Annotated in this window: 15 protein-coding genes; 8 read left to right on the top strand and 7 right to left on the bottom strand. The window is 67.7% G+C overall.

Going from position 1 to position 20,598, the window contains the following annotated elements:
* Positions 1 to 207: 207 nt before the first annotated feature.
* Positions 208 to 1,656, top strand: a complete 1,449-nt coding sequence (locus Adu01nite_RS23745; RefSeq protein ID WP_203729340.1) for a collagenase — start codon at positions 208 to 210, stop codon at positions 1,654 to 1,656.
* A gap of 495 nt (positions 1,657 to 2,151) precedes the next feature.
* Entirely contained in the window at positions 2,152 to 3,393 is a 1,242-nt protein-coding gene (locus Adu01nite_RS23740; protein WP_203729338.1) for a hypothetical protein, read from the top strand.
* 690 nt (positions 3,394 to 4,083) lie between these two features.
* Here Adu01nite_RS23740 and Adu01nite_RS23735 read toward each other — a convergent pair.
* Complete coding sequence (locus Adu01nite_RS23735; protein WP_203729336.1) at positions 4,084 to 4,554, bottom strand: hypothetical protein; 471 nt, start codon at positions 4,552 to 4,554, stop codon at positions 4,084 to 4,086.
* 116 nt (positions 4,555 to 4,670) lie between these two features.
* Entirely contained in the window at positions 4,671 to 5,171 is a 501-nt protein-coding gene (locus tag Adu01nite_RS23730; protein ID WP_203729334.1) for a hypothetical protein, read from the bottom strand.
* 1,688 nt (positions 5,172 to 6,859) lie between these two features.
* On the opposite strand from Adu01nite_RS23730, the gene Adu01nite_RS23725 reads away from it, so the two are divergent.
* The 5 genes from Adu01nite_RS23725 to Adu01nite_RS23705 all read left to right on the top strand — a co-directional run bounded on the left by Adu01nite_RS23725 (position 6,860) and on the right by Adu01nite_RS23705 (position 11,423).
* Positions 6,860 to 7,087, top strand: a complete 228-nt coding sequence (locus tag Adu01nite_RS23725) for a hypothetical protein (protein WP_203729332.1) — start codon at positions 6,860 to 6,862, stop codon at positions 7,085 to 7,087.
* An 8-nt stretch (positions 7,088 to 7,095) separates the two neighbouring features.
* The gene (locus Adu01nite_RS23720) at positions 7,096 to 7,734 is read left to right on the top strand and encodes a hypothetical protein (protein ID WP_203729330.1); all 639 of its coding nucleotides are present in this window, start codon (positions 7,096 to 7,098) and stop codon (positions 7,732 to 7,734) included.
* A gap of 28 nt (positions 7,735 to 7,762) precedes the next feature.
* Complete coding sequence (locus Adu01nite_RS23715) at positions 7,763 to 8,047, top strand: hypothetical protein (protein WP_203729328.1); 285 nt, start codon at positions 7,763 to 7,765, stop codon at positions 8,045 to 8,047.
* Positions 8,044 to 9,321 (top strand): hypothetical protein, encoded by a 1,278-nt coding sequence (locus Adu01nite_RS23710; protein WP_203729326.1) that lies wholly within the window; start codon positions 8,044 to 8,046, stop codon positions 9,319 to 9,321. Before Adu01nite_RS23715 ends, Adu01nite_RS23710 begins: the two co-directional genes overlap by 4 nt.
* A 503-nt stretch (positions 9,322 to 9,824) precedes the next feature.
* Entirely contained in the window at positions 9,825 to 11,423 is a 1,599-nt protein-coding gene (locus Adu01nite_RS23705) for a tetratricopeptide repeat protein (RefSeq protein ID WP_239132648.1), read from the top strand.
* Here Adu01nite_RS23705 and Adu01nite_RS23700 read toward each other — a convergent pair.
* Both Adu01nite_RS23700 and Adu01nite_RS23695 read right to left on the bottom strand, forming a co-directional pair.
* Positions 11,412 to 12,290, bottom strand: coding sequence for a helix-turn-helix domain-containing protein (locus Adu01nite_RS23700; protein WP_203729324.1), 879 nt, complete (start codon positions 12,288 to 12,290; stop codon positions 11,412 to 11,414). The two genes, Adu01nite_RS23705 and Adu01nite_RS23700, sit on opposite strands and share 12 nt — an antisense overlap.
* A gap of 94 nt (positions 12,291 to 12,384) precedes the next feature.
* Entirely contained in the window at positions 12,385 to 12,618 is a 234-nt protein-coding gene (locus tag Adu01nite_RS23695; RefSeq protein WP_203729322.1) for a hypothetical protein, read from the bottom strand.
* Between the two features lie 1,094 nt (positions 12,619 to 13,712).
* Between Adu01nite_RS23695 and Adu01nite_RS23690 the strand changes: the two genes are divergently transcribed.
* A complete protein-coding gene (locus Adu01nite_RS23690; RefSeq protein ID WP_203729320.1) occupies positions 13,713 to 15,041 on the top strand; it encodes a hypothetical protein in 1,329 nt (442 codons plus the stop codon).
* Between the two features lie 86 nt (positions 15,042 to 15,127).
* Here the strand turns inward: Adu01nite_RS23690 and Adu01nite_RS23685 are convergent, their stop codons facing one another.
* The 3 genes from Adu01nite_RS23685 to Adu01nite_RS23675 form a co-directional block, all read right to left on the bottom strand.
* Positions 15,128 to 16,222 carry an IS630 family transposase gene (locus tag Adu01nite_RS23685; RefSeq protein ID WP_203729688.1) on the bottom strand — a complete coding sequence of 365 codons (1,095 nt, stop codon included), beginning with the start codon at positions 16,220 to 16,222 and terminating at the stop codon, positions 15,128 to 15,130.
* A 476-nt stretch (positions 16,223 to 16,698) separates the two neighbouring features.
* On the bottom strand, positions 16,699 to 18,522 hold the full coding sequence (locus Adu01nite_RS23680; RefSeq protein WP_203729318.1) for an AfsR/SARP family transcriptional regulator: 1,824 nt from the start codon (positions 18,520 to 18,522) through the stop codon (positions 16,699 to 16,701).
* Between the two features lie 26 nt (positions 18,523 to 18,548).
* Complete coding sequence (locus Adu01nite_RS23675) at positions 18,549 to 20,396, bottom strand: Hsp70 family protein (protein WP_203729316.1); 1,848 nt, start codon at positions 20,394 to 20,396, stop codon at positions 18,549 to 18,551.
* Between the last annotated feature and the right edge of the window lie 202 nt (positions 20,397 to 20,598).

Below are 20,598 nucleotides of genomic sequence, written 5' to 3'. Positions count from 1 at the left end.
GGGGACTTCGGGCCCAGTGGGTCCTGTGCAACGGGTACGCGCGTGCGTACTTATATTTGTCGATCGTTTCGGTACTGTTGGCGGCCGTCGGACGTCAGCACACCGTAGCCGCGCCGGCGAAGGTCGCCCGGTGAGTGCGGCCGGAGCAAGGCGGTGCATCGCGTCCGCGTCACAGCTGTCCATCACCGCCCGGGGGATCCTTCTGCGATGAGCGACGAACACCAGCCGTCGGCCTGGGCCAAACCGGGAACACCGTCCTGGAGGCCCGGCGAGATCACCCGACCGGAACCGGCCCACGACGACATCGGTGAACAGCCGAACCCCGGCGAGGTCCAACCTGATCCTGACGAGCTGCAGGCGCAGCTTCGGCGGCGACGCCGGGACTGGATCGTCGCAGGGATCGTCTCGACCGTGCTGCTGCTGTGCGCCGGCACGGTCGTCTTCCGGAACTGGTACGTCGATCACGCCACCGCACGGGAGCAGGCCAAGGTCGACCAGTGGGCCACCGAGCAGGGCAAGAAAGGCTCCTGGCCGGCGGCCAAGAAAGCCCTCGACACCCAGGCTGCCGCGCTGCTGCGCGGTGACGAGCAGGGCTGGCTTGCCGCGGTCGACCCCGCCCAGCCGCAGCTACGCGACTATTACCGCCGCTTGTACACGGCGATGCGGGCGCTGGACGTCAGCGGCTGGGAGTACTTCGTGACCTCGCCCGGACCGTACGAGAACTGGGGAGCAAGCTGGATCGAGCTGGACTTCACCATCGGCTACTGCGTCGCGGTCGCCACGTGCACCCGATACGACTCCCGCACTGACCCGCTGCGTATCGGGTCGGCGATCGGCCAGCGCATCCGCCTGGACAAACGCGACGGGGCGTACCGGATCGTCGCCGTCAAGGCGACCGAGTACTACCGGCCCACCCCCTGGCAGAACACCGAACTCATGTTCGCCCGCGGCAAACGGGTGGTCGTGGCCGCACCGGCCGGCCAGACCGGCCGCATGGCCGAGGCAGTGGCCGCCGCCGACCAAGCCGCCACGGTCGCGGACCGGTTCGCCGGTGACACCGGCTACAAACCACAGCGCTACCGCGTCTACCTCGCCGGCGACAACGAATGGGCAGCCTGGGGTACGGTGCCGCGCTACGCCGCCGGGTACGCCAGCCCCACCGGCAAGCTCGGCGCCGACGTCGTGGTGAAGATGAGCGCTGCGCCCGGCCGCGGCGACCTGGTGGAGATCCTGCGGCACGAGTTCGGGCACGTCGTCACCCTCGGCGGCACCGACCACACCGCCGACGCGGTCTTCGACATCGACTCCTGGCTGGAAGAAGGCGTCGCCGAGTACATCGCCCACACCCCCACGCCGCCCGCATCCACCGGCCGGGTGGCGGCACTGCGGCGAGCCGGCGCAGCCCCCACCACCCTGCTGCTGGCCCCGCTCGACGATCACTCCACCGACACCGACGTCGATCGGCTGTACGGCTACGGCTACCTCGCCGTCGCCTGCATGGCCGACCGCTACGGCCAGACCAAGACGATGCGTTTCGTCACCGCCAAGCTGCGCGACGGTGAGAGCCTCGAGCAGGCCGCCCGGCACGCGTTCGACCGCTCCTTCGCCGCGGTCGAAAAGACCTGCACCACCTACTTCAAGACCACCGTCGGATAGTCCACTAACCGACCGAGACGGGTTAATGCGCCGAACCGATGCCGCGTGCCGCTGCGCGCCGCCCGCCCGGCTCGCAGCTGCCGACGGCATAACACGGCCACAGGCCAGTCGATCGACGGGCCTGCGGCTGACGGCTCGCCGTCGTCACCGTGGCGGCTCAGCACAAATCACAGGGGACCCAAAATGACTGACGACCATCACCAGTGGATGCGGCCAACACCAGCCGAAAACCAGCGGGACCCCCACCACCCCGGCACTGCGGCACACGATCCCGCTGACACCGCCGGCCAGCGCGCGGACCTTCCTGCGTCAGCTCCCCCCGTTGCGGCGCCCATTCGCGGAGCTGCCTACTCCCCCGGACCGGTCAGGACCCCGACGACGGCCACGAACCCTGCCGCCACTCCAATAAGGGCTGCCGGAAGCGGGGAACCCGGCCCCGGCACGGGCCGAGGCCGACGTGTCAGCCGGGTCTTCATCGCCCTGGCCGCTGCCGCCGTGATCCTGGTCGGCGGCGGTGTCATCGCCGTACAGGCCATCGGCTCGGCACCCGACAAGCCCACCACCGCGACCTCAGCCACCGGCGGCGGACAACCGCTGGATCCCGAGGACCAGGCCTGGAAGATCGCCCAGGCCCAGGTCGACGCGCTGCTCGGCGACAACGAGCAGGCATGGCTCGACCTGATCGATCCGTCCCAGCCCCAGTATCGCGAGCAGTACCGCACCCTGTTCCGCACCCTGCGCGCCATGAGGATCAACCACGCCGAAGCCCTCGCCGTCCCACCACCCGGAGAAGTCGGCGGCACCGACTTCTACGTCGGCTTCTCCTACTGCTTCCAAGGCAGCCCCTGCCCCACCGCCTTCAACCAGCCGAAAATGGTCAAACGGGTCACCCTCACCACCGCCGGCGGCCGGCAGGTCATCTCCGTCGTCGACTTCAACCCCACCACCATCTACAACGTCAAAGGCGCACCCTGGGCCGACGACCAACTGGTCATCACCGAAGGCAAACGCGTCGTCGTAGCCGCCTCCGCCAGCCGAGCCGCGGACATTCCACAGGTCATTGCGCTCGCGGACCAGGCCGCCGTCGACATCGACCGCTTCGGCAACCACCTACGCACCGCCCAGGACCGCTACCGGATCTTCCTCGCCGACGACCACGACTGGGCCACCTGGTTCAACGGCGACCAGCCGGAATGGGCCATCGGCTACGCCTGGGAAGTCGCCGGCACCGGCATGGACGTCGTCCTGCACGCCAGCCAGGTCCTCGACGGAACCGAGGACGCCCAGATCGTCATCCGCCACGAGATGGGCCACGTACTGACCATGATCGGCGCCCAACCCCCGGACAACCCCCTCGAGTTCCTCTTCAACGACCGCAACCAATGGCTCCGCGAAGGCATCGCCGAGTACATCGGGCAGAACGGCCGCCCAGCGCAGCAGACCTACCACCGTTCCACGCTGCAACGCGCCTTCCGCAGCTCCAACCCGCCGCGCTCCATCATGGCCAGCTCGGTCCGCGCCGGCAGCGAACGCAACTCCGTGGATGGGCTGTATGCCATGGGCTACGCCGCGACCAGCTGCATGGCCGCACGCTACGGCGAAGCCGCCATGTTCCACTTCACCGACCTCGTCCTGCGCGAAGCCACCAAGGAAGACGCAGCCTCCCGAAAGATCTACGGCAAACCGTTCGCACAGGTCGACCGCGACTGCCTCACCTGGATCAGACAACACCTGTGAGCAGGCGGCGCCCTATCTCGTGCGTTGGGGATAGGGACCGGTGAGCCCGCGTCGAGTGGGGTCCCCGGCGATGGCACTTGTCGTTTGACAACTCACGTTCGCCAGGGTCTCTTGGCGGCTTCCGGGGCGACGCGCTAACGACACCGGTCATGCGGGGGCGGCTGCTGCGTATTAGGGGATTGGAGTGTCCAGGGCTTCCGGGTCGGACGTTTCGGTACTGGCGGATGCTGAAGGTGTCGGGGTCGGGGCCGGGGATGACAGCTGTGGGGACGGAGTTGACGATGGTTCATTCGGCGCTGGTTTCTCCGGTATTGTTCCGCCGGAGGTTGCCTCGTCCGCTGGTGGGGAAACCAGTTGTTCGACATCCGCGACGTCGTCGGACGCGCTGGCTGGCGGCAGCGTGGGGGCCGGAGATTGTTGCGGCGGCTGAGGCGAGGACGGCGTGATCGTGGACGGTGAGGCGCTCTCCGTCGGTGTCGACCGAGATGGAGAGGGCGACGGCGACTCCGACGTATCGATATCGCCCGAGACGGCGACCACGCCCCAGCCGGTGGACGTGGCGGGGGTAATGTACCCGTACGCCGTGGCCCCCGCAGCCGTCGCGGCTAGGCTCGCGGTCGCTAGTACAACGAGCCACCCGGCTCGTCGTACCTTCCTCGGACGAAGTCTCATCAGTTACCTCTTGTCAGCTCACGGTGCTATGGCCGTGTAGCGCAGACTGATCGTCTTGTTCAGGCATGGGGTCTGATCGAAGTTGGGGCTGCTGCGGAATTCGATCTTTCCGCCCTGCCAGTCGCCGATGCCGGCACCTGGTCCGGAGCTGCCATCTGCCGTGAAGTACTGGCCGGGATTCGCGACCGCGTCGGTGAGGAAGAAATTCACTCCCGGCGTGATGCTGCAGGCCGGACTGGCCGGCCTGATCCCCGTGATCGTCACCTTGATCCTGGCGATCGAGATCTTGAAGGTGTTGTCGTTGACGATCGCCCCGGAGAGGTCGACCGGCTGGTCCAAGGCGAGAACGATGGGGCTGGGACCAGCTATCTCAACCGACCTGATGGGTCCGCCGGTCGAGACTGTTCCGTTGCCAGTCGAGGAACCCGCGTTGATCCACGCATATGCGGACACCGTCAGGGTCAGGGCGCCGAGAACGGCGACCGTCACGATGCCCACTCTCCGGGCGGCTGCCCTGGTGGCGGGAACACGAACCTCAAACATCGCAAGTCCTCCTCTCACGTCGGGCGGGGCCGACCTGGTGGCCGGCCACGCCCGGCGGGACCCTAAGAAGCAGAGAGAGTGAGGAGATTGGTGAGCGGGCCGCTTCCGACACAAGCACTCTGGTCGGCGTCGACGTTCTTCAACTGGACCTGAACGCCCGTAACGATGTTGGTTTCTTCGGTGCCTCCGACCGCGAAGGTGTGCGGCTGCGTCACGGTGACCGAGGCCCCGAAGGGATCGCTGCCCTGACGCACCTCGAACCAGGCCGGGAGACAACCGGCCGGCAGGCCCGACGACGTCGAGGCGTTGATGGAGACAGTCACGGTGCTGATGTGCCGGTTGTTCTGGGTGGCTGTGCCGTTGATCGTGACCGGCGCCGGGGTGTCCAAGTCGGCGATGGTCGCGGACCCGGTGAGGGCCACCGTTCCGGCCGTAGCGGTGGTCGTGGCGGAAGCGGAACCGCTACCCGTGGCCGCGATCCAGGCCCAAGCAGCACCACCGACGGCCACGGAGCCGATCGCGGCGGCGACAACGACGGCGACGGTCTTCTTCTTGATCCTCAACGCAGGTACCTCTCAAATGTCGGGCTGCTCAACTGTCTGGGGCGGCGCCACGTGCGTCGGCCGGGTCAGCAGATAATCTTGATCCGCAATTCCCTGGCCCCGGTGGGCTGAAAGAAGCTAACCAGCTACAGCCATTTCTCGCAGTCACACAAAAGTGGTCGACCAACCGGGTGTGCGACAGCGGGTCGATCAGCTTTCCAAAGGTCTCCATTCTTGCTTCTTCTAGCAGTTCAGAGCGGTTCTTTTCGTTGGCGTGCCTGGGGGATTGCCGCTGCGAGTGGTGCACCCATACGCGAACGATCCTCAGGCGCCGGTAGTGCCGGGCACTACCGCCAGCTCGTCAGATGCCCACTGGCGCCAACCGGTTTGATCGCCCGTATAACGCATGGGTGCAGCGCCACCAAACGGATGATGCGCTCGATCGTGCCGAGCTTCCCGTGATAGAAGATTGGGCACCAATCGCGGGTATTTCACGTTTGGGCCCGCGATCAATGACCCAGTACGAGCCAGATCCGGGAGTGAAAATGGGGACTTCCACCGTCGGGATGCTGCCTGACAGGTGGCGCCGCGCTTACCTCGCAGCCGTAGAGCTCACCAGCGTTGAGGGGCCGTATTTCGATCCTGTCGACCACGCAGCCAGGGTCAGCGCCCAGAAGGCCAGGGACCGCACGCGCCGCTGGATCAGCCACCAGAGGGACCGTGCGGTTGCCGGAGATCTCCCCGTCGTGCAGAAGATGCTCATGGACAACATTCCTGCTGATTGGCGCGAGCGTGATCTCCGGCGGCAGCAGGCCTCGCGACGGGCCGAGTTGAACCGCCCGGAACTTGGCCCCGCACATGATCCGGCCTGGCGTAGCGCCCGGGGGGAAAGAGCCGGAGCAGCGTCAGCCGCTAGTGGGCGCTCCCGCGGCCCGCAGTGGCTCTCCGAGCAGGGGCGTCGCAACGGAACAGGCGGCCGCGAGACTCGGCGCGCCGCCATGGCTACGCGCGCGATTCCGATCGCCGTCGCCCTGCTCGCCGGTGGCGACTGCTCGGCCACCGAAACCGAGGTGCTCCGTGTACGGATCCAGCATCCCGAGGAATCCACCGCTCAGCTCGGAGCACGTCTGGAAATGTCGGGCGCCGCCTACAACGGCAGGCTTCGTCGCCTCCTGCGACGCGGCGAAGGACTTCGTGCGTGCCCTTGACTCGACATGCGGGTACCCCCTGACAGTTCGTACCACTCTCCGAGGTCGGTGGCTGTTGCCGTTCGGGCGAAGGTACGAACGACGTTGCAGCCCAGCTCGACACCGATGACGAAGTCACCGCTGAATCGTGAGACCTTATCCGTGACGGGCACCTCAACCCTGCGGTCAGGGCGCGGTGGGTACGGGCTTCGCCTGTGCGCCGGTCCTCGCACGTGCCACTTCACCGACCTCGTCATTCGCGAGGCCACCACGCCCGACGCAGCCTCACGACGGATCTACGGCAAACCGTTCGCGCAGGTCGACGACGGGTGCCTCAGCTGGATCAAAAACATCTCTGACCGGATTTTCGTCCAGGTCCGGTTTGTGGTGCGCGCACTGCCTGGGCCCGCCGAGGTGGGACAGCGCGGATTGGCGAACGCTCCCTACTCTGGACGTAGGGTCGCGGGTTCGGTTTGTGGTGGTCTGGTCGAGGAGGCTGGTGTGGGGGCGCTGGGTGACGCATTGACGACCATGTCTGTGGAGCGCTCCTCCCCCGACGGTTCGGTGTCGATCCGGATATCGGGCACCGGCCACATCGACGTCTTCCTCCGCGAGGGAGCGCTGGCCGGCCGTTCGGAGCAGTCGCTCGAACGGCAGATCAACGCCTGTGTCCGGCTGGTCCTGGCCGCCCGGACCCAGGCCTACCAGCGCACCTACGCCGAGATCGTGCCCTCGGTCGAGCAGTGGTGAGTGCTCGTATGTCGGTGGCGCACGGGGCCTGCTGGGTGGCGGTGGCCGGGTTGGTTGCCGGGCTCGCGGGCTGCACGGGTGGTGAGCAGCCGGGCCCGGGTGTCGAGAGCGGTGCGGCGTCGCCGCAGGCAGCGGCGAGTTCCTATGTGCCGGGCCCGCTGCCTGCCGACTGCGATGCCGTCCTGTCCCGGATCCCCGCCACGGTTGTCCGGGATGTCACCGATCTGGACAACGCGGTGCCCGACGGCGATCAGTTGCTCTGCCGGGCCCGGGGCGCCTCTGCGGGTAGCGAATTCGAGCTGCAGTTGCAGCTGACGGTGCAGGTCATGCCGGGCGACCCGCTCGATCCGACCGGTGTGAAGCTGCCGCAGTGGCAACTGGGGGCGGTGCGCAACGCGCTCGACGCAGACTGCGGGAGCGCCGGTCCGCAGCCGTCGGCGGCGGCTGTGGCGCCCTACACGCTGCGCTGTGTCACCGATAATGCCGATCCTGCTGTTGGCGTGCACCTGGGGACGGCGGGCGAGAACGGCCGGGTGGTCGGCGTCGACGCCACGGCCTACTACCAGGGCAAGACCGGCCGGGAAGCGGCGTTGCGGTTTGCCGACGGTGTTGCCGACGCTGCGACGAAAGCCGGCCTCACCGCATGACGGGGAGCGCTGAGGAACGGGGGAAATTATGGAGCCGGAGTTGCCGACAGAACCGGAGCCGGGCGGCTACGGGATCCGGGCCTATTCGACCAATAGCTGGATCAGCGTGGTGCGTGATCCGCACAGCGGTGAGATCGATGTCCGGCTGCGGCAGGGTTCCCTGAGCAACCGTGACGAGCGGGAAGTGGCGGCCGAGATCCGATCTGCGCTGATCGCAGCCGCGAGGGAATACACCGATCGCCGGCGTGCAGAGAACGAGGCGCGGTACGGCGAGACGCCGGAATACCTTCGCGCGTGGGCGAGGCAGTCATGAGTCAGCCGTTGCAGGTGGCGGTGCAAGCGCTGCAGAGGTACGGCCGCGAGCAGTTCGAGGACGCCGCGATCTACAACGCGCTGCGCAACTACCTGCTGTACGTGGGTACCGTCCCGGAGGGCGCCTGGGGTGAGCTGCCCTGGTCGGCGACGTGGCGGGACCGGTGGGCCCTCGGCCTGGAACACCGCGCCGCCGAGGCGCAGCTGATCAGTGAGCACACCGGCGAGCACGCCGCGGCGATCCTGAAAGTCGCTGCCGACTACACCGACACCGATCAGCAGGTGGCGCTCAACTTCGACCTGCAGAACGAGTACGTCTCGCCGTTCCTGGCCGCCTACGGTGGCGGCTACACGTCCACCGGTGTCTACAAGCCCGGCACCGACGGCGGAGCACCCTACTTCGACTCGCCGACCGTCTTCACCCGGCCGGACAACACCGACGAGTTCAAGAAACTGAACGCCGAGCGGATGGCCGGCGACTCCGACACCCTGATGCCGTGCACCGTCAGCAACCCGGCGGGTATCAACTTCTCGGCGGGCATGGTCGGCGACGAACTGGACCACTTCGTCGAACAGTACGGCGAGGACATGTTGTGCACGGAGTACATCGCGCGGCAGCGGGACTACGACGGTGCGCTGCCGTTCACCGACTACATCCTGCCGGCGTGGCGTAGCCTGCCCGGGCTGATCCGTAACCGGGCCGAGCTGCTGTATCCCGCCCAGCACGCCTACACCGAGTGCTACGACGAGATGAAACTCGACATCGCCACGGTCCGCGACAACTGGTTCAGTCCCGGCGCTGCTCTCGCGTGGTTCCGACAGGCGAACGCCCATCTCAACTACCTCGACGCCATCAGCGACGAGGTCAAGTGGCTCGGGGACCAGGGCATCGCCGCCGCCACCCTCGTGGAGGGCCTGCGCAACCGCTACGCCGAGTACGGCCACAACCGGGCCAAAGACTGCATCGAACTGGCGAAAGCCGTCCTGGACGCCGAGGCCGACATGCTCGGTGGCATCGGTGACTGCAAGACCAACCCCGTCAAGGCCCTGGGCAGCGCGCTGAAGGGTTTCGCCAACGTGCTCTTCATCGAGCTCCGCCAGAAACACGACGCCGCCATCAACCTCATCAACGTCGACGAACAGCGCCGCAAGGAACAGACCGATCCCGGCACCCTGGCCCACGACACGCACCCGTTCCCCGAGGCCAACCCTGGCTGGGCCAACGGGAAGGATTGGAAACCCAATCAGAGCACCGGCCCCGTAGCTACGAACTGACTACATGCTGGCTTCGTTCGTCGGTTTGGGCGAACGAATCGCAGTTCGCGGCGGCCTGCCGAGTCGTTCGTTAGCGAGCACCACGACCCCGGTCACACCCCGGGCTCATACCCGAGGACCGGGTGGTGGCCGTGCCCTTCGGGGGTCATCAGCACCGGCTTGCGCAGGCGTATCCGATCGTCGCGAACCGCCTTTGACGTTGCGTAGCGTCACCGGGTATTGGTTGCCGGAGCGGTCCAGCCACATCGCTTCGCTCTGGCTGCGGTCGAGGTAGTCGGCCAGGATCCGGCCGTGCTCTGCTGCGGCGGTGCCCGCGGCGCTTCTCCAGGACTCGCCGAGACGGCTGGGGTCGTTCTTGAGGTTCCGGGCGGCCTCCGCACATCCATTCGCGTCGGTAAGCCTCCGTCGGCCACACGGCGGCCGCGCGGTTTCTCCGATGGGCGGATGCCGGATCGGGGCAATCGTTGGTGTGTTTGTTTGATCGCTGTCAGTACGGTCGTGGGGTGGCGGGTGCCGGATTGACGGGCGATCCAGAAGCGACGGGCGTCAGCGGGCAGGGCAGGCAGCCGAGGTCCGGGGCTCCTGTCGTGTCGGCTGCGATGGTTCCGCGGTGGGTGGAAGTCCATCGGCTGGCGGTGGCCGGTCGAGAGCCGGTGATCGCCCGAGAGGCCGGGCAGCAGGTGGCCGGGGTGTGGCTGCGACGGTCTCGGTTTGCCGATGTTGTGGCTCTGGCGGCCGCGACGTTGACTCTGGGCCCGGACGCCGACGCCTTGTATGCCTTGGGCTGGGGCCGAGCCGCTACCGGGCATCCCCGGCCGGCGTTGGCCAGCTACGAGCAGGCGTTACGCCTGTTCCGGGAGGTCGGCGACCGCGCTCACGAAGCGGCCACCCTCTCCAGCATCGGCATCGTGCACAACGAGCTCGGGGATCGACAGCAGGCCCTGACCTACTACGAGCAGGCTCTGTCAATCCAGCGGGAGATCGGCAAGCGTGCCGGTGAATGGACCATCCTCAACAACATCGGTCACGTGTACGACGAACTCGGGGATCGACAGCAGGCCCTGACCTACTACCGGCAGGCCCTGGCCATCAGCCGGGAGGCCGGTGATCGGGCCGTTGAAGCGGTCATCCTGAACAACATCGGCCACGTGTACGACGGGCTCGGCGATCGGCAGCGGGCCCTGACCTGCTACCGGCAGGCCCTGCCCATCCGGCAGGAGGTCGGTGACCGGGCCGGCGAAGCGGCCACCCACAACAACATCGGCGCCGTGTACAACGGGCTCGGCGATCGACAGCAGGCCGTGACCTACTACCGGCAGGCCCTGACCATCGCCCGCGAGGTCGGTGACCGGGCCGGCGAAGCGGCCACCCTCAACAACATAGGCGCCGTGTACGACGGGCTGGGCGATCTGCAACAGGCCCTGACCTACTACCGGCAGGCCCTGCCCATCCAGCAGGAGGTCGGTGACCGAGCCGGCGAAGCGGCCACCCACAACAACATCGGCCTCGTATACGACGGGCTGGGCGATCTGCACCAGGCCCTGGCCTACTACCAGCAGCCCCTGCCTGTCAGCCGGGAGGTCGGTGACCGCGCCGGCGAAGCAGTCAATCTCCACAACATCGGCGCCGCGTACGTCGGGCTCGGGGAGCTGCGCCAGGCCCTGACCTACTATCGGCAGGCCCTGCCCATCCAGCAGGAGGTCGGTGACCGCGCCCACGAAGCAACCACGCTCAACAACATCGGCGCCGTGTACGACCGGTTCGGGGAGCTGCACCAGGCCCTGGCCTACTACCGGCAAGCCCTTCCCATCGCCCGTGAGGTCGGTAACCGGGTCGGCGAGGCGGTCTGTCGGAACAATATTGCGATGATCCACTGGGCGCGAGGGGACCTCGACCGGGCGATCGCGGAACTCGAAATCGTCGTCGACCTCGAACGTCAGGTCGGCCACCCGGACCTGGAATCCGACACGGGCATGCTCGAACAGGCGCTTCAAGAGCGAGTGACCGCACGTAAGCGGTCCAATCACCACGTCCGCCTGCCCAGGTGGTGGCCGTTGCCATCGCGGTTGGCACCCTGGTTTCGTCGCGGTTCAGACAGGTAGTTCGGTCAGCGCTTTCTGCAGTGTCTCCAGGGTCGTGCTGGGTTCGCCGGCGTGGTAGCCGAGCAAGGTCATCGCCTGCCGGTAGCTGTCAGCCCGGTCGGGGTCGTCGAGGAAGAAGGCGTGATCCATCTGCTCGAGGTAGGCGACGTCGGCCACGCTGGGGTCGAGCCGCAACAGCGAGAAGGGGGTGGTGAAACCGGCGCGGAAACTGTCGCCGCGGGGTAGCACCTGGAGCGTGACGTTTCTGAGGCAGGCCGACCGGATCAGGAACTCGATCTGCTCGCGCATGACCTGTTCCGGACGGGTGACGCATCCGTGCAGCAGGTCCGCGTCCAGGGCGGCGCGGTCGATGATGGCCCAGAGGCGGGTTGTGTGCTGTTCGAGGACGGCGTGCTGGCGGCGCATGCGCAGTTCGACGCGTCGGTGGACCTCGTCGTCGTTGCGGTGACGCCGCACGATCGCTGTGGCGTAGGTACGGGTTTGCAGCAGGCCGGGGATGAAGGCGTTCTCGTAGGTGCGAATGTCCTGGGCGACGGCTTCGAGGACGAGGTACGAGCAGAGCCAGCCGCTGCGGGCGTCCCACGATTTCCAGTCGTTGAGCCGGTAGGCGAATCGGTGCAGCGCTCTGCGTTTGGCGGTGTCGGTGACGCCGTAGAGGTTGAGCAGCTTGTCGAGATCCTCGTCTTTGGCGGCTGTCCTGCCGCCTTCGAGTCGGCTGATCTTGGCGTTGGAGCCGCCGATGTGGCGCGCAGCAGCCGCCGGCGAGACGCCGCATGCGGTCCGTAGCTGCTGCAACTGCCGTCCGAAGATCTTGTAGGCGTCGTCGGGTCGGCCGCTGCGCTCGGGCCGTGGCTCCTCGGGTCTCATCATTGAGGTCTCCGCTGAGGGAATGGGTTGGCGGTTCCGGGATCGGCGGCGTTCGGCACCGCCGTGCAGTCGGGACATTGCTGGCGCGGGGCAGCTAGGGCGAGCGCTTCAACAGGCGCCGCACGATCTCCTCGGCCACGCTGGTGCACGCTGCGGCGGCGACCGTGGCGATGGCGGCTTGGCCGTGCTGGGCGGCGACCGTGGAGAGGCTGAGCAGCAGCATGTCGGTCAGCAGCAGAAGTCCGACATGGCGGCCGGTCCATCGGCTCCTCAGCCGTGAAAGGCGCAGGCCGGCCGGTGGGTTGCGCTGGCGTTCGTGGATCGTCACGCCAGGTATCGTCGCGACACCCGCAAATCGATGCAATGGCATCTGCACGATTGCATGCACGTGCAGATGCCAGTACCGATCGCCCATGTCTTCGCCGACCGGGACGTCTGGGCGACTCGCACGTATCGAAGATTCGCCAATCGCGGGCACGCGGGACGGTAGGACAGGCAGCCGAAAGTTGCTGCTGCCGGCTGCGCACATTCGCCCGATAAGGCTCGTCGGCTTAGCGACAGACGGGGTCAGCAACGGGGCGCGTGTGCACCATCCACAGCCTGTGGATAGAACATGTGTACGACGGTGGCTTAGGGTGCTCGGCGTGGGCGGGACCAGGTCGGAGCGCGAGGAGTCGCTGGCCAGGACTGCCTATGTTGCGGCAGCGCGAAGATTCGTCGCGGCTCTGGGTGCTGTCGTGGCTACCGGGGTGCCGCTCGGTCCGAGGGGCAGCAGCCGTGAGTTGCCGGCGTGGACCCGCCCCGATGTCGACGTGATGCTGGAGCTGCAGGCAGCGTTGACGGAGTTGATCGACACTCGGCGGTCATATGACCGGGGTCGCCGGAGGCGGTGATCCGTTGCCTGGCAGGCAATGCCGGATGCTTCGGATGAGCGGCGAGTTCGGGCGGCGGCCGGGTGCCGGGTTCAGGTTTCGGGTGTTCTTAACCGGACTACCAATGGACCAATTGCCGAGGCGCCGGCCACCAAGATCAACCACCCTCCTATCATCAACGTGGAGCGTGCGGTAATCGTCTTAACTGTCGCGGCATGATCATGGCTAGGTTCCGGAGGCCATGAAGGCGTCGAGGATGTAGTTGGGGTGGCGGTCGAGGTTCTTGCGGGCGCGGTCGTGCGGCGAGGCCGGCTCCGATGCTGGCCGAGGTACGCGGCCAGCGCAGCCGCCAGAAAACGCCGGCAACGAAGATCACCGATCTCGACCCCGCTTGGCGGTCCTGCCCCCGGCCTCAGCATGCTCGCCCCTCCTGCGGGGGTACCACGCCGGCCTACAACCGCCCCGGCCGTCACCCATCCGATGTGCGCCTAGCCGACATGGCATCCAATCCGCCTGGTGCGCCTTGCCGTCGCCGACGAAAATATGCGTCGTGACAGACCGGTTCGAGCACGACGCCCCTAGATGGTACGAAGGCTCGGAAGGCCTCCCGCTGGGCAAGGGTGAGTGGCACGGAGAGGTCACCAGGGACGCCTACGTCAACACCGGCATCGTTCCCACCTCGGATCGTGGTCCCCAGATGCAGCAAGATCATGGTGACGTTGATGGCAGCGTGGGAAGACTTCGAGCCCGGATCGGCCAGGCCAACCTGCAGATCGCGGAAGAGGCAGCCGTTCTGCACACCTCCTTCGCACGGCTGGGTGCCGCACTCGACGACATCACCGCCGCGACACAGGGGACGAGCTCTCCTGAACTTGTCGACGGGCTGCGATCAGCACGTTTTGTCATGGAACCTGCCACCGGTCTGCTGAGCCAGCTGACCCACGCCCATCAGGTGGTCGACCAGTACCTACAGCGGCTCGGGCCGGGCGACAAGGGTCCGCGACTCAATCGATGGCAGGAATCCACCCCACGGGTGGGACCACCGCCGCCCGAGGCACCAATACCCGGCCACATCGACTCAGGTCCAAAGATTTCCGGAGGACCGGCCGAAGTACGCGAAGCGGCGGTCATCAGTGAAAACGATCGACGAGCGGTCTCAGTACCCCTGCCGCCGCCAAGCTGGGACACTAAGGCGCCGCTGCGTTGGTTACTCCCGGAATTGGGCGTCATCCATGAACGAGTCAAGGTCTTGTCGGATGATTCGCAATCCGCGAACCACGCTGACGCCACGCGGGACGTCTTCGACGCACTGCGTGTCGGTATCCGCGGCCTCTTGTCCACACGACCGCTCCTGAACGCTGCACTCACTGATTCGTTCCATCGAGAATCGGAAGAGCGGTTGACGGCAATCGGCGAAGTGATCGATTCGGCGGTGCGCTCCCAGGGTCTGTCCTGGCCGCCACCAGAGGGTGGCGGCCAGCCATCCGTAATTCCCGACCTTCTCTTCCTCTACCGTTGCGCGTCCGATTGGCCCTCCAACGCCGAGCGCCCAGCGCCGCAACTCCTCCTCCAAAGGATGCTCGAGGTGGAAGAGCAGAGCGCGATCTTGCTCGCGCACTGGCAAGACGACACGAGTCAGAGGGTCGCTCGCGCCCTGGCGGCGAGCAGCGATGAATCACCGCGGTCAAAGATCGGCAATCTGCTGAGCGCTGCCGCGCTGGCCATCTCGCTCATCCAAGGACCCGGTGCGATCCACGACCTGCCGGATGACATCCGGGAGCTCGGTGTCGATGTCGCTGCATTTGTCACTGCGGTCGTAACGGCGCTCTGGCACATCCTTGAGGAGATCTCGTCGGTATTGATTCCGTTCGTCTCTTGATGAGCCCTCATCGCAGGCATATTGGCGTGTGTCCGTCAAGTCGCGTAGGCACTCTCATCGGCTAGTGCATCGTGATGCTGATCGATTTACTTCGCGTTGTTTGCGACGAGCTTCTTGATGTTGCGTTGGGTCAGCCGGACCTTGGCCAGGATCTCGTCGGTGGTCGCGGTCCACTGGAACGGTCGTGGATTGGTGTTCCAGGACGTGATGTAGGCGCGGATGGTTCGGATGAGGATCTGCACCGAAGCGAAGGTGCCGCGGCGGATGGCCTGGCGGGTGATGATCCCGAACCAGGTCTCGATCTGGTTCAGCCAGCTGGAGCCTTTCGGGGTGAAATGGAAGTGGACGTTCGGGTTGGCGTCCAGCCAGGCCCGGACGTCGGGCGTGGTGTGAGTGGACAGGTTGTCCAGCACGACGTGGATCTGCCGGCCGGCGTGCGGCGCGACGGCTTTCTTCAGGAAGGCCAGGAACGCGGGCCCGTTTCGTGACGGCACGCAGTCGCCGATCACTTCGCCGGTGGTCACGTTGAGCGCGGCGAACAGGTTGGTGGTGCCGTGCCGCACATAGTCATGGGTGCGTTGCTCGGAGCGGTCGAACTCGATCGGCAGCAAGGGCTGGGTGCGGTCCAGGGCCTGGATCTGGGTCTTCTCGTCCACGCTGAGCACGACGGCCCCGCCGGGTGGGTCGAGGTAGAGGCCGACGATGTCGGCGACCTTGTCCGCGAACGCCGGGTCCTTGGACAGCTTGAAGGTGCCCTGCTTCTGTGGTTTGAGGCCGTGTTCGCGCCACAGATTCGCCACCCAATGATGCGAGACACCGACTCGGGTCGTGCGGGTGACATAGTCGGCCATCGTCCGGGTCGACCAGTGCGACAACCCGGTCTCTCTCGGGGGTGTCGTGCGGGTCAACGCCAGCACATACGACCGGACATCAGCGCTGACCTGCTCACGGGGGCCACCCGGCTTCGCGGTCAGCAGCCCCGCCGCACCGTCCGCTGAGTACCGGCCCAGCCACAGATCCACCGTCGGCCTCGACACCCCGGCCAACGCCGCGATCTCCTTCTTCAGCCGGCCCTCGGCATGCCACAACACGATCCGCGCCCGCGTCCCGACCGCCGCCGAGACTTCCGTACTCGTGGTCAGCGCACGCAGCTCAGCATCCTGGTCGGCCGTCAACTCCACCCGGACAGCCAACCACACCACCATCACGTAAATACAACAGCATCACGATGCACTAGTTGAGCGTGCTGCTTCATGAGGTGACTTGGCTGTGTCGTCAATGGGGCAGTTGCGCGGCTGAGCGTCCCGAGGTCGGCACAGACCTCCCGCGGGACCTGAGCGTCAGTTTCGGACGGTGGGCAAGGCCGGCATACCGAGCTCCTGGTCGGCGGGTTTGCCGTGAATGTTGGTGAGGATCGCGGTGAGAGCACGTTCGGTGAAGTCGTGGGTCGGGTTCGTCTCGTGCTACCAGGGTGTGCGCAGCGGGACACCGGGGTCGAAGCCGGTGAAGCGCCAGTTTCCTGGTCCGCCGAGGTCGTAGCCGTAGGCGATGATCGTTTGGATCATGGTGGTCCTCACGCGACGTCGGGTGGGTTGACCATTGTGTCGATTCCGGCACGGCCGAAGCCGTCGGTTGTGTGCACTGGCCTGAGGGCGGATCACGATCGGGCGCCAGGCCCCTCGGCCGGTTGGTGGCGGAAACGTTCCATCAGGTACGCGGCACCGGCACGATCTCCTGCGGCCAGTAGCAGGTCGGCGGCGTCGCGATACAGCGACTCGTTGTCGGGGTCGACGGTGATCGCGTGCTGCAGCAGGGTGAGGGCTTCGCCGGGTGTGGTGTGTCGTGCCAGCAAGGTGTGGGCGTCGATGACGCTGCGGCGGATCTGTTCCCGCACGGGGATGAGCCAGGACCAGGACCAGCCGGCCGCGAGTTCTCCCCCGTAGAGGTTGATCAGGCCGCGGCAGGCGTCGAGTCGGGCGGCGGGGTCGAGGGCCTGGATGGCGGTGTGTTCGGCGGTTCGCCACCGTTGCAGGTCGGCGCTGATGACGCGGGTGTTGAGCAGGTAGCGGTCGTCATGGCGGGCGATCGGGTCGTCGCCGAGGAGCGGGCGTAGTTGTTTACGCAGGTCGGCGAGGGTGGTGTGGAAGCGCTGGCTGATCGTGCTCGCCGGTAGGTGCGGCCAGATCGCCTGGGTGAGGCGGGTGCGAGTGACGCCGTCGGGGTGGACGGCGAGGTAGGCCAGGATCTGCAGGCCCGCGGTGCGGCGCATGTGGACCGGCCGGCCGGCCGCGGTCAGGTCGCAGCCGCCGAGCAGGGTCAGCTGCCCGGCGGTGGAGGCCTGATCTCGCGTGGATGCCACGGCGGGACCGGGATCGGGACCGGGTTGCGGGTTGGCCGGCAGTCGGTGCTGGGCGAGGTTGAGCAGGTCGGTGGTGGCTTGCGAGTCGAGGCAGCAGATCCGTAGCGGTTCGGTGAGGTCGCGGCTGGTGGCTGTGCCGTCGGCGGCGACGTACCAGTGATGTGCGGCAGTGGGGTCTTCGTCGAGCCGGATGACGGTCACAGCGGCGGCGCCGCTGTCCGAGGCCACGGGGGTGGGGAGTGGCGCGTCGGTGGCGCGGATCCTGAGGGAGGCGAGGTCCGCGACGCTGTGGCCGGGAAGCAGGATCTTCAGGTCGTCGGTTCGCACGGCAACGGCGAGGTGGTCGCCGCCGGTGGCGGTGTGCAGTGCGGCGGTGACCAAGATGCCTCGGGCGGCTGCTCGCGCTCCGGGCCCTGACAGTTGCAGGATCCCGCCGGGCAGTTGCTCCGGAAGCAGCGATGTCGGCTGGTCGTCGGTGTGCCGGGTTTCGGTGAGGGCGGTGGTGATGGTGTGGACGGTACTGGTCTGCGGCTGTAGGTCGGTGTCGTTGCGGTGGTCGCGGAGCTCCGGGCCGGGGCGGTAGTGGCGGCGGTGGTACAGCCATGTTGCGGCGCTCAGCGCGGCGACCGCGGCCGCGGTGCGGTACGGGATCCAGCCGCCGCCGGGGAGCGCGAACCCGGCAGGTTGCGCATTGGAGAGCTCATCCGCGTCGGTGAGAGTTGTGCCTTCGCTGGTGGGTGAAGGTGTGCTGGTGGCAGCGACTGCCGGCACGGGGTGGTCGGCGGTGACGGCAGGCAGGGTCAGTGCGGCGACGCCGGCCATGGAACTGGCGGTCATCTGCGCCGGCGTGGGTAGGGCCAGCAGGCGTGTGTGCCGCACGCGGCGGCGCAGGTCGGCGGCGGCGCGGTGGGCGAGGTAGGCGACCAGCGCCAGCCAGCCGAGCCCGGCTGCGGTGACGCATCCGGCGATGATCGTGGCGGCGGTCAGTGGCTGTTCGGTCCACGTCTGGATCTGGGTGCGGGTGGGTGTCTGCCAGGGATGGTGCTGGAGCCAGACGGCGGCGAGCAGGGGTGGTCCGGCGATGACGGCGAGCAGGATCGTGGTGGTGGCGAGGCGGTTCATCCAGCGCATGGCACCGTGCCCCCGTGTCAGTGGCGCGGTGGTGGGGTGCGGATCAGCGTCCAGGCGTGCCAGGCCCACCAGCAGGTGACGGCGGTGGCGTAGATGACCGCGAGGATGTCGGGTCCGGCCCGGGAGATGATCGTGGTGAAGAAGCCGAGGCCCAGGGTCAGGGCGAGGCGGGCGGCGGGGTGCCGGGTCAGGGTGCAGGCGACGGCTACGGCGATGAGCAGGCCACCGGCGAGGCCGAGGCTGGTGGTCCAGTCGTTGAGCCACCAGGGCAGGCCGCCGTGCCACCACAGGCTGACGGCGAGGATCCCGACTGCGGCAGTGATGATGGAGCTGGCGGGGAAGGTGAGCAAGCCGTCCCAGCCGCCGGCCGGTGGGCTGCGGCGGCGCCAGGCGAGGACGGCGACCACGGCTGCGGTCGCGGCGACGGGCAGGACCGGCAGGATCGCCCAGCCCAGCAGGTCGGTCATCGGATGGTTGAAGAACAGGGCGGCGGTGACCGCGTACAGGGCGTCGGTGGCGAGGCCGGCGGCGATCGCGAGCCCGATCCCGGCGGTGATCCGCCCCCGCGGCTGTCCCGGGCGGTCGGGGGTGTGCCGGTCGAGCAGGGTGGCGATCAGGGACGCGGCCTGCAGGAAACAGATCGCGGCGAGCAGGGCGGCGAGGGTGAGTTCGCCCCAGCTGGCCTGCACGTAGTAGCCGGGTCCGGGCCGGGTCGGGGTGCCGTTGTTGAAGGTGGCGGCCAGGACGAAGTGGGCGTACAGCGCCAGCGAGACGAGGCCGGGCAGGGCAAGGGTGAACAGGCGCCGCAGCGGCGGCAGTTCCCACTGCGTGTTGTCGCCGGTCGCGGCGGTGCGGGTCGGGTCGGCGCCGGCGGCGCCGAGTACCGCGCTCAGGTGTGGTGTGGCCATCAGCTGCGGGGTGGCACCGAGCTTCACGCCGATCATGTCCGCGGCGGCGGGCACGGCGGCCGTGCCGCCGATCAGGAACACGCCGCCGACCTGATCCAGGGTGAGGTCGGCGGCCTCGAGGACCTGCGCGGCCAGCTCGCCGGCATGTTCAAGGACCGGCCGGGAGGCGTCGGCGACCGCGGCGTAGTTGACCACCAGCGGCGGGCCATCGGGCATCGGCATCGACACGGCAGGCTGCTCGGACAGAGCAAGGCGGGCGGCGCGTACGTTCGCCAGGGTCGGCCACCGGCTGTCGGCGGGCAGGTCGTCCAGGCTTGTACCGGTCCAGGTCTCGAGCAGGACCGCGTCCAAGCGATCTCCGCCGGCGTCCGGGTCGGCGAGGGTAGCCAGCACCTCACCACCGGCCGGGCCACGCTGCACGAGCGTCGTCTCGCAGCCGGCGCCCACGTCCACGACCAGCATCACCGGGCCGGCCTGCAGGCCTTTGGCGCCGCTGTCCGGGTCGAGCCGGTCCAGGGCGGCGATCGGTGCCGCGATCAGGCGGGACACGGGCAGACCCGCGGTGCGCGCGGCGTGGCGCAGCCAGGTCCGGCGGCGTGGGCCCCACCCGGCCGGGACGACCAGGCACACCTCGTCCACCGGCAGGCCGGCGACCTGCTGCGCCACGGCCGCGACGTGCCGCAAGGTCACAGCGACCAGGTCCACCACCTCGACCTCACTACCGCCTACGGTCACCTTTCCGGTGCCTGCCCTCAGCGGCGAGAGCACGAACCCGTCCGGTTCGGTCGTGGCCCGCTGCCATGCCGCTGCGCCAGCCACCATCCCGGCGTCACCGACGTGGACGGCGGTCGACATTCGGTCGCAGCCGTCGAGCGTCAGCACCGCCACATCGGTCGGCGTGACCAGGACCGCCCGGACCGTGGCGGCGCCGCAGTCGATCGCCAGCCGTGAATGCACGCCAGCAAGTGAAGCAGAAGATCGACGATCAGTCACTCCACATACGCCCACAGTAAATCTAATTTGGAGCCTCGCCAACGCGTCGGTCACTGCGGCTGCAGCGGCCCGATCACGGTCCGCTGCAGCCCCTTCGACGCGGCGCGTCACGGTGCCCCGCCGCGGTGCGCCGGCCGCGGCGGGCACCCGAGGAAGGGACCGGTGG

The sequence above is a fragment of the Paractinoplanes durhamensis genome (genome assembly GCF_016862175.1).
In the GTDB taxonomy this organism is placed as follows: Bacteria; Actinomycetota; Actinomycetes; order Mycobacteriales; family Micromonosporaceae; genus Actinoplanes; species Actinoplanes durhamensis.
Note: the sequence above shows the minus strand (reverse complement) of the source record. Positions and strands in the feature narration are given on the sequence as shown.